General features: G+C 70.8%; 27 protein-coding genes. 8 read left to right on the top strand and 19 right to left on the bottom strand.

Features of this window, described 5'->3' with window-relative positions; genetic code table 11:
• Window positions 1–60 precede the first annotated feature (60 nt).
• Window positions 61–1,680: an ABC-F family ATP-binding cassette domain-containing protein gene (locus UG56_RS06770; protein WP_045548085.1), complete on the top strand. Its 1,620-nt coding sequence runs from the start codon at window positions 61–63 to the stop codon at window positions 1,678–1,680.
• Here UG56_RS06770 and UG56_RS06765 read toward each other — a convergent pair.
• The 10 genes from UG56_RS06765 to UG56_RS06720 all read right to left on the bottom strand — a co-directional run bounded on the left by UG56_RS06765 (window position 1,669) and on the right by UG56_RS06720 (window position 11,008).
• Window positions 1,669–2,775 (bottom strand): MSMEG_0565 family glycosyltransferase, encoded by a 1,107-nt coding sequence (locus tag UG56_RS06765; RefSeq protein ID WP_071326916.1) that lies wholly within the window; start codon window positions 2,773–2,775, stop codon window positions 1,669–1,671. The genes UG56_RS06770 and UG56_RS06765 overlap by 12 nt on opposite strands.
• On the bottom strand, window positions 2,772–3,626 hold the full coding sequence (locus UG56_RS06760) for a carbon-nitrogen hydrolase family protein (RefSeq protein ID WP_045551902.1): 855 nt from the start codon (window positions 3,624–3,626) through the stop codon (window positions 2,772–2,774). The genes UG56_RS06765 and UG56_RS06760 overlap by 4 nt, the downstream gene beginning before the upstream one ends.
• 44 nt (window positions 3,627–3,670) lie before the next feature.
• On the bottom strand, window positions 3,671–4,990 hold the full coding sequence (locus tag UG56_RS06755; protein WP_045551901.1) for an MSMEG_0569 family flavin-dependent oxidoreductase: 1,320 nt from the start codon (window positions 4,988–4,990) through the stop codon (window positions 3,671–3,673).
• Window positions 4,987–5,304 (bottom strand): MSMEG_0570 family nitrogen starvation response protein, encoded by a 318-nt coding sequence (locus tag UG56_RS06750; RefSeq protein ID WP_045551900.1) that lies wholly within the window; start codon window positions 5,302–5,304, stop codon window positions 4,987–4,989. Before UG56_RS06750 ends, UG56_RS06755 begins: the two co-directional genes overlap by 4 nt.
• Entirely contained in the window at window positions 5,297–6,211 is a 915-nt protein-coding gene (locus UG56_RS06745; protein WP_045551899.1) for a carbon-nitrogen hydrolase family protein, read from the bottom strand. Before UG56_RS06745 ends, UG56_RS06750 begins: the two co-directional genes overlap by 8 nt.
• Window positions 6,208–7,626, bottom strand: coding sequence for an MSMEG_0567/sll0787 family protein (locus tag UG56_RS06740; RefSeq protein WP_084100649.1), 1,419 nt, complete (start codon window positions 7,624–7,626; stop codon window positions 6,208–6,210). The genes UG56_RS06745 and UG56_RS06740 overlap by 4 nt, the downstream gene beginning before the upstream one ends.
• Window positions 7,623–8,702 carry an MSMEG_0568 family radical SAM protein gene (locus UG56_RS06735; RefSeq protein ID WP_177191430.1) on the bottom strand — a complete coding sequence of 360 codons (1,080 nt, stop codon included), beginning with the start codon at window positions 8,700–8,702 and terminating at the stop codon, window positions 7,623–7,625. Before UG56_RS06735 ends, UG56_RS06740 begins: the two co-directional genes overlap by 4 nt.
• Window positions 8,703–8,712: 10 nt before the next feature.
• Complete coding sequence (locus UG56_RS06730) at window positions 8,713–9,249, bottom strand: MSMEG_0572/Sll0783 family nitrogen starvation response protein (protein WP_008361338.1); 537 nt, start codon at window positions 9,247–9,249, stop codon at window positions 8,713–8,715.
• 84 nt (window positions 9,250–9,333) lie between these two features.
• Window positions 9,334–10,158: an amidohydrolase family protein gene (locus tag UG56_RS06725; RefSeq protein ID WP_045547768.1), complete on the bottom strand. Its 825-nt coding sequence runs from the start codon at window positions 10,156–10,158 to the stop codon at window positions 9,334–9,336.
• A gap of 106 nt (window positions 10,159–10,264) precedes the next feature.
• On the bottom strand, window positions 10,265–11,008 hold the full coding sequence (locus UG56_RS06720) for an alpha/beta fold hydrolase (RefSeq protein ID WP_218145152.1): 744 nt from the start codon (window positions 11,006–11,008) through the stop codon (window positions 10,265–10,267).
• A gap of 85 nt (window positions 11,009–11,093) precedes the next feature.
• Between UG56_RS06720 and UG56_RS06715 the strand changes: the two genes are divergently transcribed.
• The gene (locus UG56_RS06715; protein ID WP_045547766.1) at window positions 11,094–11,690 is read left to right on the top strand and encodes a TetR/AcrR family transcriptional regulator; all 597 of its coding nucleotides are present in this window, start codon (window positions 11,094–11,096) and stop codon (window positions 11,688–11,690) included.
• A gap of 21 nt (window positions 11,691–11,711) precedes the next feature.
• Here the strand turns inward: UG56_RS06715 and UG56_RS06710 are convergent, their stop codons facing one another.
• The 3 genes from UG56_RS06710 to UG56_RS06700 are packed head-to-tail and all read right to left on the bottom strand — an operon-like array spanning window position 11,712 to window position 14,281.
• Complete coding sequence (locus UG56_RS06710; protein WP_045547765.1) at window positions 11,712–12,371, bottom strand: enoyl-CoA hydratase-related protein; 660 nt, start codon at window positions 12,369–12,371, stop codon at window positions 11,712–11,714.
• 18 nt (window positions 12,372–12,389) lie between these two features.
• The gene (locus UG56_RS06705) at window positions 12,390–13,625 is read right to left on the bottom strand and encodes an NADH:flavin oxidoreductase/NADH oxidase family protein (protein WP_045547764.1); all 1,236 of its coding nucleotides are present in this window, start codon (window positions 13,623–13,625) and stop codon (window positions 12,390–12,392) included.
• Entirely contained in the window at window positions 13,622–14,281 is a 660-nt protein-coding gene (locus UG56_RS06700; RefSeq protein ID WP_045547763.1) for a TetR/AcrR family transcriptional regulator, read from the bottom strand. Before UG56_RS06700 ends, UG56_RS06705 begins: the two co-directional genes overlap by 4 nt.
• Before the next feature lie 171 nt (window positions 14,282–14,452).
• Between UG56_RS06700 and UG56_RS06695 the strand changes: the two genes are divergently transcribed.
• Window positions 14,453–14,656 (top strand): DUF7489 domain-containing protein, encoded by a 204-nt coding sequence (locus UG56_RS06695; RefSeq protein ID WP_045547762.1) that lies wholly within the window; start codon window positions 14,453–14,455, stop codon window positions 14,654–14,656.
• Between the two features lie 10 nt (window positions 14,657–14,666).
• A complete protein-coding gene (locus tag UG56_RS06690; RefSeq protein ID WP_143054933.1) occupies window positions 14,667–15,413 on the top strand; it encodes a nucleotidyltransferase domain-containing protein in 747 nt (248 codons plus the stop codon).
• 36 nt (window positions 15,414–15,449) lie between these two features.
• Here UG56_RS06690 and UG56_RS06685 read toward each other — a convergent pair whose 3' ends face one another.
• The 3 genes from UG56_RS06685 to UG56_RS06675 form a co-directional block, all read right to left on the bottom strand.
• The gene (locus UG56_RS06685; protein ID WP_045547760.1) at window positions 15,450–16,241 is read right to left on the bottom strand and encodes a DUF2182 domain-containing protein; all 792 of its coding nucleotides are present in this window, start codon (window positions 16,239–16,241) and stop codon (window positions 15,450–15,452) included.
• Between the two features lie 18 nt (window positions 16,242–16,259).
• Window positions 16,260–16,895 carry a DUF1326 domain-containing protein gene (locus UG56_RS06680; protein ID WP_045547759.1) on the bottom strand — a complete coding sequence of 212 codons (636 nt, stop codon included), beginning with the start codon at window positions 16,893–16,895 and terminating at the stop codon, window positions 16,260–16,262.
• Window positions 16,896–17,042: 147 nt separating this feature from the next.
• Window positions 17,043–18,116 carry a class I SAM-dependent methyltransferase gene (locus UG56_RS06675; protein WP_045547758.1) on the bottom strand — a complete coding sequence of 358 codons (1,074 nt, stop codon included), beginning with the start codon at window positions 18,114–18,116 and terminating at the stop codon, window positions 17,043–17,045.
• 346 nt (window positions 18,117–18,462) lie between these two features.
• On the opposite strand from UG56_RS06675, the gene UG56_RS06670 reads away from it, so the two are divergent.
• The 4 genes from UG56_RS06670 (at window position 18,463) to zwf (ending at window position 22,290) form a co-directional block, all read left to right on the top strand.
• Window positions 18,463–18,969, top strand: coding sequence for a hypothetical protein (locus UG56_RS06670; protein WP_143054932.1), 507 nt, complete (start codon window positions 18,463–18,465; stop codon window positions 18,967–18,969).
• A 147-nt stretch (window positions 18,970–19,116) separates the two neighbouring features.
• Window positions 19,117–19,701: an STM3941 family protein gene (locus UG56_RS06665; protein WP_045547756.1), complete on the top strand. Its 585-nt coding sequence runs from the start codon at window positions 19,117–19,119 to the stop codon at window positions 19,699–19,701.
• A gap of 231 nt (window positions 19,702–19,932) precedes the next feature.
• Window positions 19,933–20,787: an HAD-IIB family hydrolase gene (locus UG56_RS06660; protein WP_045547755.1), complete on the top strand. Its 855-nt coding sequence runs from the start codon at window positions 19,933–19,935 to the stop codon at window positions 20,785–20,787.
• A 60-nt stretch (window positions 20,788–20,847) separates the two neighbouring features.
• Window positions 20,848–22,290 (top strand): glucose-6-phosphate dehydrogenase, encoded by a 1,443-nt coding sequence (gene zwf / locus UG56_RS06655; RefSeq protein ID WP_045547754.1) that lies wholly within the window; start codon window positions 20,848–20,850, stop codon window positions 22,288–22,290.
• A gap of 18 nt (window positions 22,291–22,308) precedes the next feature.
• On the opposite strand, the gene UG56_RS06650 is transcribed toward zwf, so the two are convergent.
• Genes UG56_RS06650 through UG56_RS06640 form a run of 3 tightly spaced genes read right to left on the bottom strand, consistent with a single transcriptional unit; the run spans window position 22,309 to window position 25,177 of the window.
• Window positions 22,309–23,076: an ABC transporter ATP-binding protein gene (locus tag UG56_RS06650; protein ID WP_045547753.1), complete on the bottom strand. Its 768-nt coding sequence runs from the start codon at window positions 23,074–23,076 to the stop codon at window positions 22,309–22,311.
• Window positions 23,073–24,167 carry a FecCD family ABC transporter permease gene (locus tag UG56_RS06645; RefSeq protein ID WP_052693309.1) on the bottom strand — a complete coding sequence of 365 codons (1,095 nt, stop codon included), beginning with the start codon at window positions 24,165–24,167 and terminating at the stop codon, window positions 23,073–23,075. The genes UG56_RS06650 and UG56_RS06645 overlap by 4 nt, the downstream gene beginning before the upstream one ends.
• Complete coding sequence (locus UG56_RS06640) at window positions 24,164–25,177, bottom strand: FecCD family ABC transporter permease (protein WP_045547752.1); 1,014 nt, start codon at window positions 25,175–25,177, stop codon at window positions 24,164–24,166. The genes UG56_RS06645 and UG56_RS06640 overlap by 4 nt, the downstream gene beginning before the upstream one ends.
• Between the last annotated feature and the right edge of the window lie 94 nt (window positions 25,178–25,271).

Below are 25,271 nucleotides of genomic sequence, written 5' to 3'. Positions count from 1 at the left end.
TCACCGACTCCCGTCGCGCCCTCATGGCGCTCGACGGACGAGAAAGAGAACCCACCGCGAATGTCCACCCCCTCCATCACCCTGCGCAACCTCACCTTCGAGTGGCCCGACGGCACCGTCGCGCTCGAGGGCGTCAACGGCACCTTCGGCTCCGACCGGACCGGTCTGATCGGTCGCAACGGTGCCGGCAAGTCGACCCTGCTGCGCCTCGTCGCCGGCGAGCTGACCCCCTCGTCCGGGCAGATCGACGCCGCCGGCGAGGTCGGCTACCTGCCGCAGACGCTGACGCTGCGGCAGGACACCACCGTGGCCGAGCTGCTCGGCATCGACGGCATCCTCGCCGGGATCCGGGCGATCGAGTCCGGCGAGGTCGACCAGCGCCACTTCGACGCGGTCGGCGACGACTGGGACATCGAGTCCCGCGCCGACGAGGCGCTGCACCAGATCGGCTTCTCCGCCGCCGATCTCGACCGTCGCGTCGCCGAGATCAGCGGCGGGGAGGGCATGCTGATCGCGATCACCGGCCTGCGGATCCGCCGCACCCCGATCACGCTGCTCGACGAGCCCACGAACAACCTGGACCGAGCCACCCGAGCCAAGCTCGCCGAGTTCGTCGACGAGTGGCCGGGAACGCTCGTGGTGGTCAGCCACGACCTCGAGCTGCTCGAGCACATGGACAGCACGACCGAGCTGTACGCCGGCACGCTGACCACGTTCGGCGGGCCCTACAGCGCCTGGAAGGAGCACCAGGAGCAGGAGCAGGCAGCCGCCGAGCAGGCTGCCCGGTCGGCTCAGCAGGCGCTCAAGGTCGAGAAGCGCCAGCGGATCGAGGCGGAGACGAAGCTGGCCCGCCGCGAGCGGACCGCCAAGAAGACCCAGAAGGACGGCGGGATCCCGAAGATCCTCGCCGGCAACCGGGCCAGCAAGGCCCAGGCGTCCGCCGGCTCCCTCCGCTCGACGCTCGACGACAAGGTGAAGGCGGCGCAGGCCGCCGTCGATGCGGCCGGGGCCCGCGTACGCCACGACGAGCACATCCATCTCACCCTCCCCGACCCCGGCGTCCCGCGTGGCCGCCGGATCGCGGAGCTCGAGGACGAGGGCCGGACCGTCGTGGTCCAGGGGCCTGAGCGGGTGGCGCTGATCGGCGCGAACGGCTCGGGCAAGTCGACCTTGCTCGCTCATCTGGTGGAGGGCTCCGATCCCGTGGCCGGGCGGCCGCACGGGCGTCTGCTCACCGAGCTGGTCGGGGTGCTCCCTCAGCGCCTGGACGGTCTCGACGAGGAGGCGAGCGCGATGGAGAACGTACGCACCGTCGCGCCCGAGATGCCGCCCGGCACGATCCGCAACCAGCTCGCCCGGCTCCTGCTTCGCGGCGACAGCGTGGACCGGCCGGTCCGTACGCTGTCGGGTGGTGAGCGCTTCCGGGTCTGTCTCGCCCGCCTGCTCCTCGCCGACCCGCCGGCCCAGCTGCTGATCCTCGACGAGCCGACGAACAACCTCGACATCACCAGCGTCGAGCAGCTCGCCGAGGCGCTCGACGCCTACCGCGGCGCCCTGCTCGTGGTCAGCCACGACGTCGGGTTCCTGGAGCGGATCGGCATCGACACCGTCCTCGAGCTCGACGCGGACGGCCACATGCATCAGCGCCGGGGTCTGGACGAGGTCACCTCACCCGCCTGAGGCGTCGCGGAGGGTGCGCTCGTAGAAGGCCTGGTGGGCGCGGGCGGCGCGCTCCCAGGTGTAGCCGGCGGCGAGGTCGCGCCCAGCCGCCGGCTCGGGCGGCGTGTCCAGGACCTTGCCGAGGGCGACGGCGATCTCGGCCGGCGAGGTGGCGTAGGCGACGGTCTCGGCGAAGACCTCGCGGAGCACCGGCAGGTCGCGCGCGACGACGGGTACGCCGGCGGCGAGCGCCTCCAGGGCGGCGAGGCCGAAGCCCTCCTTGGTCGAGACCATCGCGAGCACGCGGGCCTCGGCCACCAGGGCCGGGAGCTCGTCCTCGGCGACCACCCCGGTCACGACGACCGGCACCCCGAGCTCGCGGGCCCGGGCGTCGAAGGCGGCCCGGTAGTCGCGGTAGTCGAAGAGCGTCTCCCCGCCGCCGAAGACCAGTGTCAGCTCCTCGTGCTGGGGCTCGGCGCCACGCAGCGCGGCGTACGCCTCGAGGAGGTCGAGCGACCCCTTGCGCGGCTCGATCCCGCCGAGCGCGAGCACGTAGGGACCGAGGCGGTCGCGCCAGCGCGCGCGGCCGGCGTGGTCGGCGGCGCCGGCCGCGAACCGGGCCGCGTCGACGCCGTTCGGGATGACCTCCGGGGTGAACCCCCATCCGGCCGCGACCTCGTCGGCCACCGACCGGGACACGCAGATCCTGGCGTACGGCTCGACGACCGCCTTCTCGTGGCAGGCGGCGAGCTGCGGGGTGGTGAAGTGGTCGAGGTGGTGGATGGTGCGGATGCAGGGCAGGGCGGCGTTGGCGCTGATGCAGTCCTGGGCGTGCACGATGTCGTAGCGGTCCCGCTCCCGCTCGAAGGCGGCTCGCAGCACCTCGATCGAGCGCACGATCCGCTCCCCCACCGACTCCTCCTCGCGCGCCTCGAACGGCACCGCATGGACGAAGACGGCGGGGTCGACCGGACGGAAGAACGCCGTGTCGCCGTGGCGACCGAGGGTCCAGACATGGACCTCCTCGCCCAGCGCGGCCAGTGCCTCGGCGAGCGCCAGCGTGTGCACGACGCCGCCGCGCGGCCGGGTGGAGTAGGTCAGGAGTGCGATCCTCATTCCGGCCTCCCCGGGAGCTGGTAGGCCGTCGGGGTCAGCTCCTTGAGGTGATGCAGCACCCGGCGGGACCGGGCGATCTCCGCCTCGACGTCGATCTCCGCGACCGCGAGGCCTCCCTTGGAGGTGGTGCGGGCGAGGATCTCGCCGCCGGGTCCGACGACCTTGGCCTGCCCCAGGAACCGCAGCCCGCCCATCACCCCGGTCTGGTTGGAGGAGACCCAGACGACCTGGTTCTCGGCGGCGCGGGCCTGGTCGTAGAGGTCGAAGAGCCGCGACTGCCGGTCCTGCGGGAGCCGCGAGGCCCGGTCGGTGACCGAGGCCGGCCAGGCCGAGAGGCAGGCGATCACCGACGCCCCGTCGAGGGCGAGCGTGCGGGCCGCCTCCGGGAAGGTCTTGTCGTAGTCGATGAGCATCCCGAGCCGCCCGACCGGGGTGTCGAAGGCCTCGAACCGGGTCCCCGCCGCGTACACGAGCGACTCACCGGCGGGCTGGTGCACCTTGCGGTGGCGTCCGAGGACCCCGTCGCCGCTGAGGCAGACGGCGGAGTTGTAGAGGCGTGCCTCGCCACCGGCGACGACCTCCTCGGCGTAGCCGAGGCAGATCACCATGTCACCGGCCGCCGCGATCACCCGACCCAGCTCGAAGGAGTCCTCGGTGAGAGCGGGCGGGAGCGCGTGCGGGTCCGGGTGGCGCAGGTCGGAGAGGTAGCCGCCGAGCGTCGCGTCCGGGAGAACGAGCAGGCCGACCCCGTTGCGGCGGGCGTCCTCGATGATCCCCTCGAGCTTGGCGACCGCGCGGGTCAGGTCGCGCCCGAAGTGAGCCGCGACGGCCCCGATACGCACGTTCGACATGGTCCTCAACCTATCCGTCGTCATCGTTCCGGCCTGGGATTCCCTCAGGCCACCGCCGCCGAGGTGTTCAGCGGGCCCGGAGAGCGACGACCGGCCAGATCGGCGGCACGCTCGATGCTCCGGTCGTCTCGACCGGTGATCACGCCGGTGACGTGCTCCGCGTCCGCGGCGATGCCGAGGAAGCGGCCGGAGCCCCAGGTGTGCATCCAGGGCAGGCCTAGGAAGTGGAGCCCGGCCACGGCGCTCACGCCCCGGGTGTGGGTCGGCCTCCCGGTGCCGTCGAAGACGCCGGCGCGCACCCAGCGGTAGTCGGGCCGGTAGCCGATCGCCCAGATGATCGTGGTGATGCCTTCCGCGTCCAGGTCGAGACCGGTCGGGTCGGTCTCGGGCTCCCAGACCGGCCGGTACGCCTCGGCCGGTGCGACGTCGAGACCCTGCGCCTCGATGTGGGCGTCGATGTCGCGGCAGATCGAGCGGTAGACGTCGTCGGCGGAGTCGAGCGCGTCGCGCAGCGTCGGCGCGATCGTCAGCTCGGTCCCGGCCCCGGCCTCGAGCCGCCCGTAGAGCCGCATGCCCTCGGCGGCGAACTGGCGCAGGTCGATGTCCCGCCCGCCGTCGCGGCCGGTGACGTAGTGGTTGGTCTTCTCCCGGGCGGCGAGCCCGCCGGGGTAGCTCGCGACCGGCGTGTCGTAGAGCCCCATCTCGGCCAGCCAGGTCATGCAGTCACGGCCGCGGTGGAACCGGGCGACCCGGGGAGCGTCGCCGATCGCGAGGTGCACCTGGCGTCCCTCGAGGTGCAGGTCCTCGGCGATCTGCGCGCCGGACTGCCCCGAGCCCACCACCAGCACCCCACCCGGGCGCAGCCGTGAGGCGGACTTGTAGTCGGCCGAGTGCAGCTGGTCGACGGTGGGGTCGAGCGCGGGGGCCCAGGCCGGCACCACCGGTACGTGATAGCCGCCGGTCGCGACCACGACCTGCTCGACCTCCCAGGCCTCGGCGCCCTCGGGACCCTCGGCCTCGACCAGGAACCCGCCCTCGGCGCGCTGGGTCAGCGAGGTCACCCGGGTGTGCTCACGCAGCGGCGGACCGAAGGTCGGCGCGTAGCCGGCGAGCCACCTCACCACCTCGTCGCGGGTCATGAAGCCGTCCGGGTCGGGGCCGGCGTACTCGTAGCCGGGCAGCCGGCAGTGCCAGTTGGGCGTCACCAGGGTGAAGTTGTCCCAGCGGGTGTCGGCCCACTCGTGACCGGCGGTGCCCGCCTCGAGGACGACGTGGTCGACGCCGTCACGGCCGAGGAACCAGCTGGCGGCCAGGCCTGCCTGCCCGCCGCCGACGATCGCGACGGTGGTGCGGTGGGTGGTCATCGGGTCTCCCGGGCTGTGGAGGTGGCGGGCAGGGGCGGGTGCATCGCGAGGACGGTGACGTACTGACCGAACTCGTACGCCGCTGCGGAGGCCCGCAGCTGGTCGGCGGTCGCCATCGCGCTGGTGCAGGCGAAGCCGAACTTCGCGCGGACCCGCTCGGAGGCGGTGGCCAGTGCGGTGAGGCTGCGGTCGAGGAAGTCCTCGACCGCGTACGTGCCGCCGACCGCCAGGTGGTCGTGCACCACCAGCGAGGGTGAGTAGCAGTCCTCGACCCGGCCATCGGGCCAGCGCACGGTGAACGTCATCTCAGGCATGCCCCTCACCCACCGGGGAGAACGGCTCGGCGGTCGCCAGCGCGGACGGGTACGCCTCGGGCCGGCGGTCCCGCAGGTGGAACATCGCCCGCCGGGCGGTCGCCAGGGCGCTGGGCACGTCCAGCTCGGCCACGGCCATGCCGGCCTCGACGCCGGTGGTCGCCAGGACGTCGCCGCCCGGACCGACCACCTTCGCGTTGGCGACGAAGCGGAGCTTGCCGAACGTCCCGTACTGGTTCGAGGCGAGCCAGACGACCTGGTTCTCGAGCGCCCTGGCGGCGTCGAAGAGGTTGAACCGCTTCGTCCACCGGTCGTCCTCGATGGAGGCGCTGGTGGCGGTGCGCGAGGCCGGCCAGGCGGAGATGCAGGCGATGATCTCGGCGCCGTCGACGGCGAGCGCCCGGGCTCCCTCGGGGAACGCCTTGTCGTAGCAGATCAGGGTGCCGATCCGGCCGGCCGGCGTATCGACGCAGCCGAACCCGTCCCCGGCCGCGTAGTAGAGGTTCTCCCCCAGCGGCTGGTGCACCTTGCGGTGGGCACCCAGCACGCCGTCGCCGGTGACGACGGCCGCGGTGTTGTAGCGGGACCCGCCGTCGGACTCGCACAGGCCGACGACGACGGTCATGTCGCCGGCCATCGCGGCGACCCGGGCGAGCTCGGGACCGTCGATGTCCATCACGGGCGGGAGGTCCTCAGGCGCCTCGTCGTGGTTGCCGTCGCGTCCGGCGCCGAGCACCGAGAGGTAGCCGCCGAGGCAGGCCTCGGGAAGGGCGAGCAGGCCGACGCCGGCCTGGCGCGCGTCGTCGATCAGGGCGCCGATCTGAGCGAGGTTCTCGTCCACGTCGCGGCCGAAACCGGCGCAGACGGCCGCGACGGCGCTGCCGCGGTGGGTGTCGGTGGTGGTCATGTCGCAGGTCCTAGTCCGGTGACGGTGTGGTCGATGGCGTCGGTGACGGTGCCGTCCGGCCAGCGCAGGCCGACGCCTGTGCCCGGGACGAGCTCGCCGCAGACGGCGGAGGAGACGAAGCCGGGCAGACCGGCCGGTGTCGAGACACGGCCGGGTTCCTCGGCGGTGAGCATCGCGAAGCCCGGGAAGCAGGTGAACCAGTCCGCGACGGAGGCCGCGGAAGGGGCGGGGACTGCGGCGACGTCGATGATCGCGCGGCAGCCGCTGGCCTCGACGAGCATGCCCGCGGTGCCGACCAGGCCGGCCATGCTGACGTCCTTGGCCGCAGTCGGGGCCAGTGCGGGGACGACCCCGGACAGCGCCCGCAGCTCGGCCGAGGTGCGGTGCGAGGAGGAGTCCCACTGGCGGCCGTGGTAGCCGGGCCGCCAACCTCCGCCCAGGTCGGCGCTCAGGCGGAGCTGGTTGCCGGGTGCTCCCCCGCCGCCCGGAACCGGTCGTTCCGCGCGCCCGAGGGCGGTGACCGAGAGCGCGGCCGGGACGCCGAGCTGGGTGTGCCCACCCAGGACGGGTACACCCCACGCCTGTGCGGCCTCGGCCAGCCCGCGCACGATCCGGCGGGCGAAGGAGGCGTCCCGGGCGCCGATGGCGTCGAGCAGGCCGACCGGCTCCGCGCCCATCGCGGAGAGGTCGTTGACGTTGACCAGCACCGCGCACCAGCCGGCCCACTCGGGGTCGCGTTCGACCATCGAGGGCAGGATCGCGTCGCAGGCCGCGACCAGGTCGCTGCCGGGGACGGGTGCTCCGTCGTCACCCCGGAATCCGGGCGTCGACCGCCCGACCAGGGCACCGATCAGGTCCCCCAGGGGCGACTTGGTGGCCTCGGCCAGCCGCCCGATGCGTACGAGCGGCCACTCCATCACCACATGGGTCATGTCGTGGAGGTGGATCCGCTCGCGAGGGACCCAGCCGAGCCGCCGGAACAGTCCCTCGTTGCGGGCCTGGACGGTGGCGTCGAAGCGGAGCGCGCCGGCGTCCTCGGCGGCGGCGCAGGCCGCCCGGACCAGCGCCGCGCCGACACCGAGGAGCTGCCGGGCGTCGGCCTTGACCGCGAGCCGGCTGCCCCGCCACCAGCCCACATCACGGGCATCCGGCTGCGCCGGGTGGAGGCGTACGCCGCCCAGGAACTCGCCGTCGTCGGCTCGGGCGAGCAGGACGATCCGGCGGGGGTCCTCGTCGACGTCGTCGAGGTCGGAGCCCGCGAAGAGGCCCTGCTCGGTGACGAAGACCTCGCGGCGCAGGCGGAGGTAGGCCTCGTGGTCGGCGGCGATCTCGGCCCGGACCACGCGGTAGCCCTCCAGGCTCGGCGCCCGGCGCACGCCACCAGCCAGGATCACCTCGTCGAGCAGCTCGGTCATGCCGACTCCTCCCCACAGGCGCCCAGCGCCGAGCAGGCGCCGCACGACGCGCATCCGGCGGCCTGGTCCGCTCCCGTCATCCCGGCCCGGCGCAGCAGCGCGGCGACCCGGGAGGTGACCCGGTAGACGTCGGCGTGCGGCGGCGCCGGGATGCCGTCGACGTCCTTGGCGAGGGTGCCGTCCAGCGGGCGGTAGGGCACCACGAACGGGTAGACGCCCATCGCGATGAGCTCCTCGCAGCCGGCGACCAGCTCGTCGGGGTCCTCGCCGAGGCCGACCAGGATGTAGGTCGAGACCTGGTTCCAGCCGAAGACGCGGACCGCCTCCGCCCACGCTGCCCGATATTCACTCATGGGCACCGAGCCCTTGCCCGGCATCCAGCGCAGCCGGGCCGCGTCGTCGAGCGACTCGACGTGGATGCCGATGGAACGGGCACCGGCGTCGTAGAGCTCCTGGATCGAGGCGAGGTCTCCGGGCGGCTCGCACTGCACCTGGATGGGCAGGTCGGGCACCGCCTCCCGCACGGCACGTACGCAGCGCGCCAGGTGGGTCGCCCCGCGGTCGCGGCCCCGGGAGGTGCCGGTGGTCATCACCATCTGGGTGACCCCGTCGAGCTCGACGGCCGCCTTGGCGACCTCGGCGAGCTGGGCGGGCTGCTTGACCGCGATCGTGGAGCCCTGGCGCAACGACTCCTCGATCGCGCAGAACCGGCACCGCTCGTCCACGTCGTAGCGCGCGCAGGTCTGCACGACGGTCGTGGCGAGCACGTTGGCCGAGTGCAGGCGGGCGATCTTGTCGTAGCCGACACCGTCGGCGGTGGTCAGGTCGTAGAAGCGGGGCCGGGCGACGGCCTCGACCCCGAGGCCGGTGTCGGCCCCGTCGAGGAGCAGCTTGCCGCCGCGTACGGAATAGGGGCTGCGGGGGTTGAGCGGGATGGCCGCGCCGACCCCGTCCAGGAGGACGTGGCCGTCATCGCTCGGTCCGGCGCCCGAGCGGCGGGCGACGGGTGCGTCGAGCAGGCGGATCCCCTGGATGGCGACGTCGACGCGGGTGCTGGACGAGATCGGCGAGGTCATGGCCGGTCCCTCAGAGGTTGTAGGTCGAGTTGATGATGGCGCCCTTGCGGGCGTAGTGGATCAGCGCGTCCTGCACGTCGAGCGGATGCGAGGGCACGACACCCTCGATCAGGTCCTCCTCGCGCAGGCCGTGGAGGCCCATCCCGAAGCGGCAGCAGAAGACCGTGCCGCCCTCCTTGATGAACGTCTCGATGGCGCCGTTGGTGTTGAGCTCGCCGGGGAACCCGGCATCGCCCATCGTCGGGAAGCCACGCGAGGCCATGCAGGCGAGCGTGCCCGGGCCGTAGAAGTAGATGGCCGACTCGAAGCCCTTGCGCAGCGCGCGCGTCGCCTGCAGGACGGCGACGAAGCTGACCGAGGACTCGTGCGGGATGCCGTGGACGAGGGTGAAGTAGGTCTCCCCCTCCTCGGCCTGGTAGTCGGGGAAGATCTTGGTCGAGCCGTAGATGTTGGTGCCGGGCTGCGACGAGGGGTGCGGGATCTCGCCGAGCGACTTGGCCATGTTCTCGGCGATCTGGGCGTCGATGTCAGCGGTGTCAGTGGTCACGAGGGTCTCCAGAGAGGATGAGCGGTGCGGGATGGGAGCGGACTCGTCGTCCTTGACGAGCGGCCGGCGGCGGCGCCGCCGGTCTCAGCCGTAGAGGGCTGAGAAGTTGTGGTGGAAGAAGGCGTCGGCGAGCTCGCCGTCGCCGGCCGCGGCAGAGAGGCGGGCGTGCTCACCGGCGAAGTCGCCCCACGGGGCGTCGGTGGCGAAGAGGATGCGGTCGTGCCCGACACCGCGACGCTCGATCTCCTGGACCAGCCAGGTCGGGGCGAAGCCGATCGCCCAGCTGGTGTCGGTGTAGACCTGCATCCCGGCCTCGATCCAGTCGAAGAGCCGGCCGCCGATGAGCTTCATGTGGCCGCTCATCCCGCCGCCGAGATGCACGAGATGAAGGCGTACGTCCCGGGCGTAGCGCTCCACGAGCGTGCCGATCTGGTCGATGTCGGAGGCGGCGCCGGGCGAGGTGTGCACGTGCACGGTCAGGTCGTGCTCGCGTGCGGTGGCGAAGACCTTGTCGAGCTGCTCGAGGCACTCGGGGTCGCTGGGATGGCCGCCCAGAAGGAAGCTGGTCTTGAGGGCGGCCACCCCCTCCTCGCCGGCGAGGGCGAGGGCGGCGTCGTTGCGGGCGGCGTCGGTCGGCTTCGGCGAGACCCACAGGCCGCACCGGATCCGGTCGTCGCTCTGCGCGGCCTCGATGGCCAGGTGGTTGAGACCGAAGGCGGCGTCCGGGTCCGGCACGCCGTAGTTCGGCAGCACCAGCGCCCGCTCGATCCGGTCGGCGTCGAGGTCGGCCACCAGCTCCTTCACGGTGTCGCGCGCGGTCACGTCGGCGTTGATCGCCGGACCCCCGTAGAAGGGGTACGCCGGCAGTCGGCCGATGTGGCGGTGCGCATCGCGAAGGGGCTTGGTCATGGCATCAAGCCTTCGGCCCGGGCGTTTCGGACTGGTTACACCTGGAATACGGAGTGCGCGTCGGTACGTAAGTTCGGTGTAACCCGGCCGTGGCGAACCATCGAGGTCACGACCGGACCAACAAGTCGAGCATCCGGCCGAGCGCCGCGGGCGCGTCGACATGGGCGAGATGGCCTTGGCCGGGAAGGCGGTGGACGTCGGCGTCGGGCAGCCGTCGCCTGATCTGCTCGAAGGACGTGCCGTACGGAGCCCTGTCGAGGTTGTCCTCGCCGATGATCAGGTCGACCAAGCCGGCGTGCGACCCCAACGAGCCAGGGATGTCGGCCTGCGAGAGGGCCCGGAGCTCGGCGTAGAGGGGCTCGCTGAGCTGACGCAGCGTCGCCCATGCGACGGGGTCGGATCGGAGGAGCTCGACGTGCTCCGCCGAGAATCCAGAGACGTCCCGGTTCACGATCTCGACGCTGCGGTCCCAGTCACCGAGGTCGTCGGCCGTCCGCAGAGAGGGCAGCGCGGCGGCACCGAACCCCGGCGCGACCGGCTCGTAGGCGATGACGTGCCCGACGGGTCGTTCGGAAGCGAGCAGGAGAGCGATGAGTCCTCCGTAGCTCCAGCCGAAGATCGCCCGGGGTTCACCGATCTGCTCGAGCACGGCCGCCAGGTCGTCCACCTCGGTCCGGAGCGAGTAGTCGTCGCCGAGCGGGCCCGACGGCGTGCGTCCTCGCCGGTTGAGGATCGAGACCGATGGCCAGGCGGTCATGGCCCGGGCCACGTGGCGCCATCCTCCGGCATCGCTCATGACGCCCGGCACCATGAGCAGGCCGGGGCCGTCTCCGTACACATCAACCGTCACCCAGCTGTCGTCACGCGTCGGCACCAACTTCTGAAACGTTCGCTCCATAAACCTATTATGAAGCGAACGCTCTACAATTCAACCCATGAGCTCCCGACCTGTGGGACGTCCCCGGATGTTCGATCGCGACGATGCCGTGCTGGCCGCTGCGCGCCTCTTCTGGAGCCGGGGCTACTCCGGCACGACCACCCGCGCGCTCAGCGCCGCCCTGGGGATGTCGACCTCGAGCATCTACGCCGCGTTCGGCAGCAAGGCCGGCCTCTTCGAGGAAGCCGTGCGCACCTACGCCGAGCGCTACCGGACGATCTACGTCGAGGCGTGCTCCGAACCCGATCTCGAGGACGTCCTCAGCCAGCTCCTTCGTCGCTCGGTGGAGGAGTTCACCCAGCCCAGCGCCCGGCATCCGGGCTGCCTGATCAGCAGTGCGGCGATGACCGACGCACCGGACACCATCGACACCCGCACCTATGTCCGGGAGCTGCACGCAACCAACGAGCGATTGCTACGGGAGCGCATCGAGCGTGCCCATGGCGAGGGACAGCTTCAGACCGGCATCGCTCCCTCGACGCTCGCCTCGCTGACTCAGACGCTCTGGCACGGCCTGTCGGCCCAGTCCAACCAGGGTCTGGATCGTGGCGCTCTCATGGAGATCGTCGACGCGGCCCTCGGGGCGCTGGGATAGCGCCCCGACGCTGCCACGACCTCAGGCGTCGGTACCCAGGAGCGCGGCGACCGCGGTGGCGTACATCGTCGACTTGATCTTCCCGAGGGTGTCGGCGGGCTTGCCGGCGAGCGGGGCGACCCGGGCGATGGTCTGCTCGAGGAGCTCGGCGTCGGGTGCGGTGCCGTCGACGATGCCGGCGGTGAGCGCGTCGGGGCCGGGGAAGCGGCGGCCGGTGGTCATCGAGTCGGTCGCCGCCCGCGGGGTGAGCTTGGCCTGGATCAGGGCGGCCATGCCGGGGGTGAACGGGATCTGGATGTCGACCTCGGGGAAGCAGAAGAAGCCGCGGTCCTCGCGCATGACCCGCCAGTCGAGGGTCATCGCGAGCATCGCGCCGGCGCCGAAGGCGTGCCCGTTGATCGCGGTCGCCGTCGGCACCGGGAGGACCAGGAGGCGGGCGAGCAGCGCCTGGACCCGGGCGACGTACGGCTCGAACTGGTCGGCGTTCTGGCCGAGCCAGTCGAGGTCGAGGCCGTTGGAGTAGAACTTGCCGGTGGCGGTCAGGACCAGCGGCGCGGGCGCGGCCACGACCTTGTCGAGCGCGTCGTTCACCGCCGTCATCCAGTCGGGGCTGAACCGGTTCTCGGTGTCGCCGATGTCGAGGACGTACACGCCCTCCGTCTGGGTCAGGGTCGTCGTCATGGTCGTTCCTTCCGGGGGTCAGCCGCGCGGGGAGCGCAGGCTCTCGAGGCCGTTGTTGAGGAGGTACTGGGTCACGTTGAGGGCGGCGTGCCGGTCGGGTGCCGGCTCCTTGCCCTTGGCCATCCGCCACATCTGGACGCTGTAGTAGGTCAGCTCGGTGAGGCTGTCGAGCATCCGGATCCCGCTGCGGCGCGGGTTGACGACGCTCTCGTCGGCGCGGCCGGCCAGGAGCTGGGCCGGGAAGTCGGGCTGCACGGTGAGCGGCCGCCCCAGGCCGACCAGGTCGACGGCGCCGGACTCGACCGCGTCGACCATGCCGCCGGCCGTACGGAACCCGCCGGTGAGCATCAGTGGCAGCGTCGGGAGCTCGGCACGGACGCGTTCGGCGTACGCCAGGAAGTAGGCCTCACGGCGCCGGGTGCTCGCCTTCAGCGACGGGTCCACGCCCAGCATGGCGGCCGAGGTGTAGGTGCCGCCGGAGATCTCGAGCAGGTCCAGGCCTTCCTCGGCGAGCGCGTGGACGACCTCGAGTGACTCCTCCTCGCCGAAGCCGCCCTTCTGGAAGTCGGCGGAGTTGAGCTTGATCGCGACCGGTGTCTGTTGTCCGACCTCTGCGCGGATCGCGCGGAGCACCTCGAGCACGAAGCGGCGCCGCTTCTCGGGTGTTCCGCCCCAGGCGTCGGTGCGCTGGTTGGACAGCGGCGAGAGGAACTGGCTGATCAGGTAGCCGTGCGCGCCATGGATCTGTACGCCGTCGAAGCCTGCTCCGGTCACGATCCTCGCGGTGGTGGCGAAGCGGCGGATCAGGTCCTCGATCTCGGCTTCGGTGAGCGCGCGGGGCTCCGCGAAGAGCCCGCCCGTGCCGGGCACGGCGACGGCGGAGGGTGCCACCGGATGGGCGGTGAGCGTACGCGGCGTCTGCCGGCCCGGGTGGTTGATCTGGACCCACACCTTCGAGCCGCCTGCTTTGGCGATCTGCGCCCACTCCGCCAGGTCGTCGGCGCTGCGCTCGTCCTCGACCACGACGTTGCCCGGCTCGCCGATCGCGGTGCGGTCGACCATGACGTTGCCGGTGATCGAGAGCCCGACACCGCTGCTCGCCCAGCGCCGGTAGAGGTTCTTGATCCGGCTTCCCGGGGTGAAGTCGCGACGCCCGAGGCCCTCGCTGAGAGCAGCCTTGGCGAGCCGGTTCGGGATCACGAACCCGTTCGGCAGCTCCAGCGGCTGGGCCAGGATCGACTGGTCGCGGGTCACGGGTTGCTCCTCGGTGTGGACGTTTCGGTGGGTGATGCCTTGGACGGGCGTGGCTGGAGCGGGACGGCGAGGATGGCGCGGACTGCGGCCTCGAGCCGGGAGGCGGTCGCCTCGTCGGCCTCGCGGTCCTCGAGGAGGCAGCGGCGCAGGATCCCGCCGGGCAGGTCGACGACGCAGACCGCGATCGCCTCGACCGCGATCCGGTCGCCGCGGCCCCACACCCCGCGCGCCAGCGCGATCAGCACCTCGACGAACTTCTCCTGCACGGAGCTCAGCTCGGTCTCGATCTCGGGCGGAAGGTCGGCGGAGAAGAGCTGGTCGCGGCGCTGGGCGAAGAAGAGCCGAGCGCTGGCCGGGAAGCGGCGTACGAACTCGACGGGGGTCAGCGCCACCGCGACCACGGCGTCCTCACCGGAGGTGCCGGCCCGCTCCCCCATCGCCTCCGTCATCAGGTCACCGAGACGGCACCAGGAGCGCAGCCACAGCCGGGCGAGCAGGACGTCCTTCGAGCCGAACGCGTGGTAGATCGTCCCGTTCGACGCCCCCGCCGCGGCGGCCAGCGACCGCAGTGTCAGCCCGGAGGGATCGCCGCTGGTGACGATCTGCTCGGCGACGTCGAGGAGGTCGTCGAGCGTGTGGAGCCGCTGCCGGGACATGTGGCGACTCTAAATAGAGCGAATGCTCTAGTTCAACGGTTCTCGCCTGTGTCCGGTGTCACATCGGTAAAGGAATGCTGCCGCGGGAGCGGCGCGGCGACGCATCGCCGTCGCTCCCGGCTGATGTACTCGAACTCCTACCGGCGCGCGACGAAGCAGAGGAGAACAGGCGTGAGCAAGGACGAATCGTGGGATGGAACGGTCGTCAAGAAGTCACGAGGGATGCTCGACGGCTCGAACCTCTACCGGCGCGTGAAGATCCGGACCGGGTCCGGCGAGACCCAGAAGGTCCGCGTCGGCCGCGCCCTGTGGAAGGAGCTCGAGGTCGGGGACCGGATCGTGAAGGAAGCGGGCCAGGACCCGCACCGCGCCTGAGCAGGATCTCGTGAGCACGTCTGTGCCGCACCGGCCGGAACCGGTGGCTGCCGCTACGGACCTGGTCCGCGAGCGATTTCCCGGCGCACAGCAAGCCTGGCTCGGCGGCTCGGTGGTCCTGGGCGGCGCGACCCCGATGTCCGATCTCGACATCACCGTGCTCGATGCGACCGCGACGGCCCACCGCGAGTCGCTGCGGCATCAGGGCTGGCCGGTGGAGCTCTTCGTGCACACCGAGGCGAGCATCCGCCACTTCGTCACCCGGAATCAGGTCGAGCGCAAACCCACGATGGCGCGGCTCGTCGCCCGAGGCGTAGCTCTGCTGTCCGGTGACGGCGGAGCGGCCGTACGTCATTACTGCGACGAGGTGCTTCGGGCCGGCCCCGCTCCCCTCCCTGCCGAGGCGCTCGTAGGCGCTCGATATGCGCTGAGCGACCTCGTCGACGACCTGCAGGCCGCCGAGCGGGGTCCGGAAGGCACCGCGATCGCGGTCGAGACGTGGCGGCGTACTGCCGAGCTGGTCCTCGACGTCAACGGCTGCTGGCGCGGCGGCGGCAAGTGGCTGATGCGCGAGCTGGTCTCCCTCGACTCTGACGCCGGCACCACCTGGGCGCCCCGCCTCGACGCCGGTCTGTCCGCAGCCCTCACCGGCGACACCGTGCCGCTCCGGGAGATCGCCGAGGAGTGCCTCGCCCTGACCGGCGGCCGACTCTGGGAAGGGTTCCATCAGGCGGCCTCGATCGATGGGAGCAGCTGACCCACGCCGCGGGCCGACGACACCTCGCGGGGTGGGTCAGATGCTGATCGAGGCGAGCAGGGCGGGCTGGAGCAGGACGCCCAGACCGAGGCCGATCACGAGAGTCCCGACGATCCTGGCCAGCACGGCGCCGTGCCGCCAGTTCTTCTCGGCGAGGAACACGACCGCGATGGCTGCCATCCAGACCAGGTTCATCAGCCCGACGACGAACAGCACGGCCATCAGGGCCCAGCAACAGCCCAGGCAGTAGGCACCGTGGGTCGTGCCGGTGCGTAGTGCGCCGGCCAGGCCACGGCCGAAGTCGTGGGTCATGAGGAACGCCATCGGGCTGCGGCAGGCGCGCTGGCACGCCAGCTTCCAGCGGGTGAACTGGTAGGCGCCGCAGACGATCAGCACGGCACCGCTGAGCGGCGCGACCCAACCGGTGCCGTGGGCGACGTCCCGGAACGCGACGAGCACGGCGAGCGGCACCAGCCCGGCGACCGTCCACACGAGGAGGTAGCCGGCCCCGAAGGCGACGGTCGGCAGGACGCCGTCGCCGCGGCGCCGTGACACCATCCGGTGCAGCAGGACGATGGGCGCCACGGTCGGGAACATCATCGCGACCATCATCGTCGCCCACATCGCCATGAAGGTCGCGGCGCCCATGTCGAACGGCATCATCGCCGTGCCGATCGCGCCCAGGCCCGACGCCATGTCTGCCATGTCGGCGGCCTGGCCCACGATCGACCACCAGGCGACGGCGGCCAGCGTCAGCAGGACGCCGACCGTCACGAGCGTCGCTCGTACCTCCAGCGCCTGATAGGCCGATCGAGGCGTATCAGTCATGCTCGCCCCTCGGCTCGCTCAGAACCGCCCCGCGCCCTCGGCGGGGGCGAGCCGGTTCTCGCTGGACCACTCCACCTCGGCCAGGTAGGAGTTCTTGTTCGGGTGCTCCATCGACACCCCGTCAGCGTCGACTCGGAAGGCCGAGGTGGTGCCGATGAGCCCGTCCTGGAAGATGAAGCCGTCCTTGAGCACCATGTGCGGCTCGTGCCGCTCGCCGGTCACCGGGTTGGTGAACGCCTGCCAGGCGACGTCGACCTTCTCCCCCACTCGTACGCGCGGGCCGCCGTCGGTCTCGGTGATCTCGATCGGCTCGAAGAACGGACCGTGGATGTCGGTGAACGTCGAGGCGAGGATCTCCCACGGAAGACCCGGGTCCTCGGCGGTCAGGATCGGCACCATCGCCTGCCGCTGCTCCTCGTTGCCGTCGACGAAGATCACGAGCGCGCCGTTGCCCTCGTGGATCGCACCCGGCCACTTGGCGCCGCCGACCACCTTCACCCCGGCCAGGTCGACCCCGTCCTTCTCGCCCTCGGTGACGGAGAACGCCACCACCCCTTCGCACTTCCCGTACGTCGGGAAGCCGCTCATGTTGCAGGGGCAACCGAACTCGCAGTTGCACGCCTCGTAGTACTTCGCCTTCATTCGCCACGCCATGGCAGTCCCCTTCCAACGAGCTGTCGGAAGCGGTGCGTCCAGTACGCGAGAGAGAGGGGCCTCCGCCCCGGCAACTGACCTTTCCCGCCAGCGTAAGATCGCCCTGACCTGCGGGAATCATCGAGATGAGGTAACCGCGCGGCGGGCTCAGGAGAGCCGGTAGAACCGCCAGAACCCGAACCCCTCGATCGGCAGGACCTCGAACCCGCTGAACCCCGCCGCCTCGCCGTAGCTCTGCAGCGTCGACGGCCGCATCACCGTCCCGGTCCCGACGCTCGGCGGCGACGAGAGCCCGTCCGGCAGGCACACCAGCAGGCTGAAGCCGTACATGATCCGCTCCAGCTCGTCGCCGTCCGGAGCGAAGCTCTCCGCCACCGCCTCGTCCATCACCACCAGCGATCCCCCGGGCACGAGCGTCCTCCGGGTCGCACTGAGCACCTCGACCGGACGCGGCATGTCGTGCACGCACTCGAAGGCGAACGCCACGTCGACCGTCCCCTCCTCGAGGGTCGCCGCGTCCTGGCACTGGAACCGCACCCGGTCCTCGACTCCTGCCTCACGGGCGTTCGCCACCGCCATGTCGACCGAAGGCTGATCGATGTCGATGCCGAGCACGGTGGCTTCGGGATAAGCACGAGCCAACGCGATGCTCGACCATCCCCCGCCGCAGCCCACGTCGAGAATCCGACACCCTTTCGTGGAGAGTGCGTCATGGACTTCCGGCACGCCTGCCAGCGCCGGCCCCAGCTGCTTCTCGTACCACGGCCGATTGGCATCCGCCTGCGACTGCCGAGCATCATCGCCCAGCTCGTCCCAGCTCACCCCACCACCGTTTCGGTACGCGTCGAGCAGCTGAGGCAGCGCCGGCCCGACCGCCGCGAACATCCGTGCAATGGGCGCCAGATAAGCCAGGCTCGTCGAGTCCGTCATCACCTCCGCCGTGCTGGCCGGAATGGCGAACCGCCGCTCATCGGGATCGCCGTCCTCCGCGACCACCAACAGCCCGCTCACCGCCTGCTGCTCGAGCCACTCCCGGGCGTACCGCACCTGTGTCCCCGTACGCCCCGCCAGCTCCACTGCACTAGCCGGCCCCTCATCCGCCAGCGACCGATACCACCCGAGCCGGTCTCCGATGAAGATCGAGACCACCTCGACCGTGCCGAGGAGCGAGCCGAAGAGCCGCTCCGCCACCTCGTCTGCCGTCTGCTGCGATGCATCCATCGATCCACCATCGTCCGGGGCAGGCTCGGCGAGTCAGTCCGCATCCGGCGGTACTTGGATTGAGGTACGGCCCTCACCAATCGGCTCCTCCGTCACCCAGTTGCGGCGACATGACTCATCCCAGGAATGGCCGCGCCACTGAGGGCGCGACCCGCTGAACCCACTGGTCACGCTGACTATGAGTTCTGTGAAGATCGCACTTCAACCCCTCGCTGGAATCAGCCCGCAATCAGGACCACTGCCATGGGCATCTTGACCGGACTATGGAGGACCTCCGACTCCTGCCTTTCCGACCGAGATGAGGTGCTCTGAGGTAAGAGCCAAATCGATCGAGACGGAGGACGATATGAAGACAAAGGCTTCCACCGGATACGAGCACGTCAGTGTCGACGCGATTGACGTCGATGACCTGAACATTGCCATCACGCTTCAGAACCTCGAGGAGTGCTTGCGCAGCGTCACGCACTGGACCGACGAGTTGCCTCGGTACGCGAGTCGCGAGCAGGGTAAGGCGGACCGATTCGCGATTACGGCAGGAGTCCTGGCAGCAGTTACCGGCGCTTCGATCTATCCTGTCGCGCAAAGTGACAGTCCAGCCTGGCTGAGCCTCGTATTGGCGCTCCCGGCACTTGTCGCATCCATCTGTGCCGTATTTCCCAATGTGCGCAACTACTCAGAGATGGCTGGACGGGCTCGGGAACTCACCACTTCGTACGGCCCGTTGAAAGGGGCCTTCATGGACGCGGTCGAGGGTTACCCGAACCTGAGTCAAGACGAAGCGCACAAGTTGATGAAGAAGTTCCATCAGGTCAAGGGAAAGAAGGACCAGCTGCAACGTGTGCCAACCAGGTGACTATGCAAAGACGGCCAATAGTGGCCGAATGTGTCAGTTCTGGGCAGCTATGCCAGCCCGAGGCAACCAGCGCCAGCAGGTGCGTTCCAGCGGTGTGTGTGCTCCGACGAAGTCGAACTGATTCGCGATCCCGTGCATACTTCCGCGGTGGCGAAGAGCGATGCGACCGACTCGAAGTTGTGGGATCAGGACCTGGAGGCGAATGGGCGGGTCGAGTTCGCCACCACCAAGAAGCGGCTGTGGCTGATGGCGCTGGGATGTCTGGCCTTCACGGGAATCGGCCTGGCCATCGTCCTCTTCGACTCGGATGCTGAGGCTCAGGTGTGGGGCTGGACAGCTGTCGTGTTCTTTGGTGTGGTCTGCGTTCCTGCGCTCGCTCTGCAGGCAATGCGAACGAGCGTTGTGGTCGTTGATGCCCGTGGGGTCAGACCTTCTGTCGGTGCTCGGCACGGCGCGCTGATTTCGTGGCCGGATCTGGTTTCGTGGGACCAGATCGAGGGGACTGGAGCCAACAGCATCCAGGGCACGAGATTCGTCATCCTCTACATCACCGATGAGTTCGAACACGAGTGGCTGGCTGGATGTGGTCCGTTCGTGCGCGTACTGATGCGTGCGAATCGGGCGATGCAGGGCACAGCATCGCTGGCGCTCCCGGCGAACCTTCACGGCGATGTCAACGAGATCGCCGACTGGATCGAGCGTCAGCGGCGCATGCGTCGTACCCGGCCATAGGACGGGCCAGTTGTGGGCTGTTGATCCAAGCGGCTAGGTCGTGTCCCGAACCCATTCCGACGGCCGTGAAGATCACCTACGCCCAGCACATGCCGCCGGGTCCTACCTGCGCGTGCGGCGTGGCCGAGAAACGGATCGCGCTCGCGGCGGCGACCCCTGAAGATGTGGTGGCAGTTCCCAACACAGCACCTTGATCGACACGACCTTCATCACCGACGAGAACGGGACCCTTTGAGCACCCTGATCCTCAGCGACCTCGACGGCACGCTCCTCGGCCCCGGCGCCCTGCTCTCGGCAGCAACCCGCGACGGCATCAACGACCTCGTCGCCGACGGCCTGCTGTTCACGTACGCAACCGCCCGCTCGTACGTCACCGCCTCGAGAGTCACCGATGGGCTCGACCTGCGGGTCCCTGTCACCGTCTCTGGCGGCGCATTCCAGCTCGACCCGCAGACCGGTGCGATCCTCAACGAGGAGCGCATCGCGGACGACGACCTGGACACCGTCGTCCAGCTCTGTCGCGAGCACCGGATTCCGCCGATCGTCTACAACGGCAGCCCGACCGACGAGAGGGCGACGTGGATGGAGGGCGAGGAGTCCGAGGGGATGCGCCGCTTCTTCGCGGACAGGGTCGGCGATCGGCGCTTCCGAACCGCCACCGACTGGGCGCACCTGCCCCGCGACGGCGTCTTCTACGCCACGATCATCGGCGAGGCAGCGGCTATCACCGCTTTGACCGAAGACATAGCCGCGGCCACCGAGGGCAGGCTTTCGCTCATCGCACAGATCGACACGCACCACCCGCAGGACACCTACCTCGAGCTCAGCGCCGCCCGCGCCACGAAGGCCCACGCCGTCGCCTGGCTCCGTGACTACCTGAGCGTTGACCGGGTCATCGCCTACGGCGACAACCTCAACGACCTGCCCATGTTCGGGGCAGCCGATGAGGCGTACGCCGTCGCCAATGCCGCCCCGGAGGTCCTCGCGGCCGCTACCGGCGTCATCGGCGCGAACAGCGAGGACAGTGTCCTCCGCCATCTCGCGACAGCCTGGTCAGCCGGCCCGGCGCAGGTGATTCGCAGCTGAACTCAGCCTGGTAGCGCGAGTCCCTGGCACCGATTACCGCGAGTGGCGGAGACTGGGCACGTGCCCAACAAACCAGCCCCGCACGTACTCGTCCTCTTCGGCGCGACAGGAGACCTGGCCGCGCGGAAACTGTTCCCCGGGCTCTACCGGCTCGCCCTCGCGAAGCGGCTGCCCGACCAGCTCGCGGTGATCGGCAGCGGGCGGCGCTCGCCGGGGACCGATGACGAGTTCCGCGACCAGGTCCGCCAGGCGCTGAAGGAGTTCGTCGGCGACGTCGACGAGTCGGTCGCCGGGCCGCTGCTGGAGCGGATCCGGTTCGTGGCCTCGTCCGCGGAGGACGGTACCGAGCTGGCCGAGGCGGTGCACGAGGCCGAGGACCGGCTCGCGCTCGACAGCGGGCAGACGGTGGGCGACGTACAGCGCCTTCTCTATCTTTCCGTGCCGCCGCAGGCGGTGGAGCCGATGGTCGGGATGCTCGCGCGTGAGGGGCTCGACCTGCGAAGCCGGCTGGTCGCGGAGAAGCCGTTCGGCACCGACCTCGCCTCGGCGCGCGAGCTCGACGCCGTGCTCAGCGAGGCGTTCGACGAGCCGCAGATCTTCCGGATCGACCACTTCATCGGGAAGGAGGCCGTGCAGAACCTGCTGGCGCTACGCTTCGCCAACGGTCTCTTCGAGCCCGCGTGGAACCGGCACAGCATCGAGTCGGTGCAGATCGACGTACCGGAGAAGCTCACCGTCAAGGGGCGCGGCAACTTCTACGAGGGCACCGGGTGCCTGCGCGACATGGTCACCACCCACCTGTGCCAGCTGCTCGGGTTCGTGGCGATGGAGGACCCGCACGCCTTCCGCGAGGGCGCGATCCGCGCGGCGAAGGCCGCCGCCTTCGCCGCCGTGAGGCCGCTGGATCCGGAGCGCGTGGTCTTCGGGCAGTACGACGGCTATCGCGAGGAGCCCGACGTCGCCGCCGACTCCGAGGTGGAGACGTACGTCGCCATCGAGGCGTGGATCGACAACGACCGCTGGCGCGGGGTGCCGTTCTACCTGCGCACCGGCAAGGCCCTCGCGGCCGGGCGGCGGACGATCACGATCCGATTCATCGACCCGCGCCACCGCTGGCTGCAGCCGGCCGATCCTGGCTCGGCCCAGCCCAACGAGCTGGTGATCGAGCTCAGCGACGACGCCCACATCGAGATCGAGGTACGCGCCAAGCGCCCCGGCCCCGGCATGGCGCTGACCGAGGGGGTGTTTCGCCTCGACCTCGCCTGCGACGCACCGGACGCCGGACCGCTGGAGGCGTACGAGCGGCTCCTGCTCGACGTCATGAACGGCGACCGCACCCTGTTCACCAGTGCGCGCGAGGTGGAGCGGCTGTGGGAGATCTGCCAGCCGGTCCTCGAGCATCTGCCCGCCGTGGAGAGCTACCCACAGGGCTCCTGGGGGCCGGAGTCGGCGCTCGAGCTGCCGGTCGGTGGCTGGCGGCTGGGACGGGATCAGTCGGCCTGAGCCGGGGCCTGCACAAGCTCAGGCGCGGCGCACCGGCACGACCGCCGGTGCGCCGTCGACATCGATGACGTGGGCCGAGAGCCCGAAGACGTCGTCGAGCTCCTCCGGGGTGAGGACGTCCTTCGGAGCACCGGCCGCGGCGATGCGGCCCTGGGAGACGACCACGAGATGGTCGGCGAAGCGCGCCGCGAGGGTCAGGTCGTGGAGGACGCAGATGACCGTACGCCCGGAGTCGTGGGCGACCGAGCGGGCCAGTGTCATCACGTCGACAGCGTGGGCGAGGTCGAGAAAGGTCGTCGGCTCGTCGAGCAGGAGATGTTCGGTGTCCTGAGCGAGGACCATCGCGATCCAGGCGCGCTGCCGCTGGCCGCCGGAGAGCTCGGTCACCGGCTCGTCCGCACGGTCGATCAGGTCGACCTGGCTCAGGGCGCGGCGTACCACCTCCTCGTCACGCTCGCTCCAGCGCTGATACCAGGAGCGGTGCGGGAACCGGCCGCGAGCGACGAGGTCGCCCACCGAGAGGCCCGCCGGCGTGGCCGGGGCCTGCGGCAGGAGCGCGAGCTGGCGAGCCAGCGCACCGTGGCCGAGGTCGGCGATGTCGGTCCCGTTCAGGTGTACGGCACCAGTGGCCGGCCGCAGCAGCCGAGCCATCCCGCGAAGCAGCGTCGACTTGCCGGACCCGTTGGGCCCGACGATCACGGTGAGGGCGCCGGCCGGGATGTCGAGGTCGACGTGGTGGATGATGCGGCGCTCGCCGTATCCGAGGCTCAGGTCGGTGACCTTCATGAAGGGATCCCTTCGCTTCCGGCGCGCTGCCGCGCCACGACGAACAGCAGGTACGGCGCGCCCAGCACGGCCGTGAACACTCCGACCGGGAGCTCGGTCGGCCCGAAACCCGTCCACGAGAGCAGCATCCGGGCGGCCAGGTCGGCCCAGACCAGCAAGGCTCCACCCGTCAGGGCGCTGGCGAGCAGCGGGGGTCGTGACGCACGCGAGAGCCCCCTGGCCAGCTGGGGTGCGCACAGCGCGAGGAAGACGACGGCACCCGCGACCGCCGTCGCCGCTCCGGTGAGGGCCGTGGCGAGCAGCAGGAAGAGGATGCGGGTCCGGTGCACGTCCAGCCCGAGCCCTCCCGCCGTGTCGTCGCCCAGCACGAGGAGGTCGAGGCGTCGGGCGAGGAGGACCAGCGGACCGGTCGCTGCGGCCAGGACCACGAGCAGGCCGGCCTGGCCAGGCCAGGTGGCAGCGTGCAGCGACCCGGAGAGCCAGGCGAGCGCCGGGCCGACGACCATCACGTCGCCCAGGGTGAGCAGCCAGCTCACCAGCGCCGTGCCCGCAGCGGCCAGGCCGACACCGACGACCACCATCCGTACGGGGTCGAGCTGACGTCCACGGATGGCGAGCAGGTAGAGCACGAGACCCGAGGTGAGGCTCCCGACGAGCGCGGCGACCGGCAGGCCGACCGACGCGGCCAGGCCGGACACTCCCCCGTTCCCGCCGGCAAGGATGACCACCGCGACCGCGGCGACCGACGCGCCGGCGTTGAGGCCCAGAAGGTCCGGGCTGGCCAGCGGGTTGCGGGCGACGGACTGGAGGACGGCTCCGGCGAGGGCGAGGCTGCAACCCACGAGGACGGCGGCACCCACCCTGGGGCCGCGGAAGTCGACCACCACGAGCCGGCTGAAGGGGTCGCCCTGCCCGACCAGTGTGCTGAGGACCTGGCCGAGGGTGAGACTGCTCTCCCCGACCGCCAGCGACGTCGCCACTCCGGCGAGCAGCAGCACTGCTGCGGCCAGCACGGTGAGTCGCGCCGGGGTCGCCGAGGACCGGATGCTCGCCTGCGCCCGCTCCGCGGGCAGGAGTACGCCCAGGCTCACAGGATCAGCTCCCGCCGGCGGATCACGGCGATCAGCAGAGGCGCACCGAGGATGCCGGAGACCACCCCGACCTGGAGCTCACCCGGACCCGCGACGAGGCGCCCGACGACATCCGACGTCACGGTCAGGACGGCGCCGACGAGCGCGCCGGCGAGTACGCCCCTGCTCCAGCTGGCTCCGACCATCAGCCTGGCGAGGGTCCCGGCGAGGAGGCCGATGAAAGCGATCGGACCGCACGCTGCGACCGATGCCGCGGTGAGCAGGGTGACCGCCAGCAGACCGACCAGCCGCGCGCGTCTGATCCGCAGGCCCATCGCCGAGGCGACCTCGTCGCCCAACGCGAGCAGGTCGAGGGAGCGGGCGTTCACCGCCGCCAGCAGAAGCCCGGCGACGACGAACGGGAGGACCGTGACCGGCGTCTCCTGGCCGCGCTCGGCCAGCGACCCCACCGCCCAGAACCGGTAGGAGTCGAGCGTCTTGGCGTCGAGGAGGACCACCGCTGAGGTGAGCGCGCCCAGGAAGGCCGTCATCGCGGCGCCGGCAACGACCAGCGCTGCTCCGCCCTGCCGGATGCTGCGCCGAGCGAGCGTGTGGACGACCACGGCGGCGCTCGCCGCGCCGATCGCAGCGGCGCCGATCATGCCGGGCAGTCCCTGGACCAGCTCGAGCCGCAGGCCGAGGACGACGGCGAACGCGGCGCCGGCGCTCACCCCGAGCAGTCCCGGCTCGGCGAGCGCGTTGCGGGTGTGTCCCTGCATCAGTACGCCCGCGGCGCCGAGCGCCGCGCCGACGATCAGTCCGAGCACAGTGCGCGGGAACCTGAGCGAGCGCACGATCACGTCGCCCTCGGCACCGTCGGGATGGAGAACCGCATGCGCCAGCTCGCCCGGGCTGAGCGCGTTCGCCCCGAGCGCGAGGGAGGCGACAGCGACCACCGGCAGCAACAGCACCAGGGCGGCGATGCTGCCCCAAGCCGTGACGGCGCGGCCGCTCCGGGGCGCGTGAAGCATGACGTGATCCATCTCATCTGAACAGCGGGCGTTCTCGATGAAGAAGGTTAGCCTACCCTTAACGCACCCGCGCGGTCACCTGGGCCGCATCTGG

Source organism: Nocardioides luteus, assembly GCF_000960475.2.
Lineage (GTDB): Bacteria > Actinomycetota > Actinomycetes > Propionibacteriales > Nocardioidaceae > Nocardioides > Nocardioides luteus_A.
Note: the sequence above shows the minus strand (reverse complement) of the source record. Positions and strands in the feature narration are given on the sequence as shown.

Excerpts from the sequence above, each read along its gene's own strand:
- UG56_RS06650 (WP_045547753.1), bottom strand. The coding sequence starts at position 23,076 with ATGAAGGTCACCGACCTGAGCCTCGGATACGGCGAGCGCCGCATCATC.
- UG56_RS06680 (WP_045547759.1), bottom strand. The coding sequence starts at position 16,895 with ATGGCGTGGCGAATGAAGGCGAAGTACTACGAGGCGTGCAACTGCGAG.
- UG56_RS06745 (WP_045551899.1), bottom strand. The coding sequence starts at position 6,211 with ATGACCACCACCGACACCCACCGCGGCAGCGCCGTCGCGGCCGTCTGC.
- UG56_RS06710 (WP_045547765.1), bottom strand. The coding sequence starts at position 12,371 with ATGACGACGACCCTGACCCAGACGGAGGGCGTGTACGTCCTCGACATC.
- UG56_RS06770 (WP_045548085.1), top strand. The coding sequence starts at position 61 with ATGTCCACCCCCTCCATCACCCTGCGCAACCTCACCTTCGAGTGGCCC.
- UG56_RS06750 (WP_045551900.1), bottom strand. The coding sequence starts at position 5,304 with ATGCCTGAGATGACGTTCACCGTGCGCTGGCCCGATGGCCGGGTCGAG.
- UG56_RS06735 (WP_177191430.1), bottom strand. The coding sequence starts at position 8,702 with ATGACCTCGCCGATCTCGTCCAGCACCCGCGTCGACGTCGCCATCCAG.
- UG56_RS06760 (WP_045551902.1), bottom strand. The coding sequence starts at position 3,626 with ATGTCGAACGTGCGTATCGGGGCCGTCGCGGCTCACTTCGGGCGCGAC.
- UG56_RS06715 (WP_045547766.1), top strand. The coding sequence starts at position 11,094 with ATGAGCTCCCGACCTGTGGGACGTCCCCGGATGTTCGATCGCGACGAT.
- UG56_RS06685 (WP_045547760.1), bottom strand. The coding sequence starts at position 16,241 with ATGACTGATACGCCTCGATCGGCCTATCAGGCGCTGGAGGTACGAGCG.
- UG56_RS06755 (WP_045551901.1), bottom strand. The coding sequence starts at position 4,990 with ATGACCACCCACCGCACCACCGTCGCGATCGTCGGCGGCGGGCAGGCA.
- UG56_RS06675 (WP_045547758.1), bottom strand. The coding sequence starts at position 18,116 with ATGGATGCATCGCAGCAGACGGCAGACGAGGTGGCGGAGCGGCTCTTC.
- UG56_RS06740 (WP_084100649.1), bottom strand. The coding sequence starts at position 7,626 with ATGACCGAGCTGCTCGACGAGGTGATCCTGGCTGGTGGCGTGCGCCGG.
- UG56_RS06700 (WP_045547763.1), bottom strand. The coding sequence starts at position 14,281 with ATGTCCCGGCAGCGGCTCCACACGCTCGACGACCTCCTCGACGTCGCC.
- UG56_RS06725 (WP_045547768.1), bottom strand. The coding sequence starts at position 10,158 with ATGACCAAGCCCCTTCGCGATGCGCACCGCCACATCGGCCGACTGCCG.
- UG56_RS06765 (WP_071326916.1), bottom strand. The coding sequence starts at position 2,775 with ATGAGGATCGCACTCCTGACCTACTCCACCCGGCCGCGCGGCGGCGTC.
- UG56_RS06640 (WP_045547752.1), bottom strand. The coding sequence starts at position 25,177 with ATGCTTCACGCGCCCCGGAGCGGCCGCGCCGTCACGGCTTGGGGCAGC.
- UG56_RS06670 (WP_143054932.1), top strand. The coding sequence starts at position 18,463 with ATGAAGACAAAGGCTTCCACCGGATACGAGCACGTCAGTGTCGACGCG.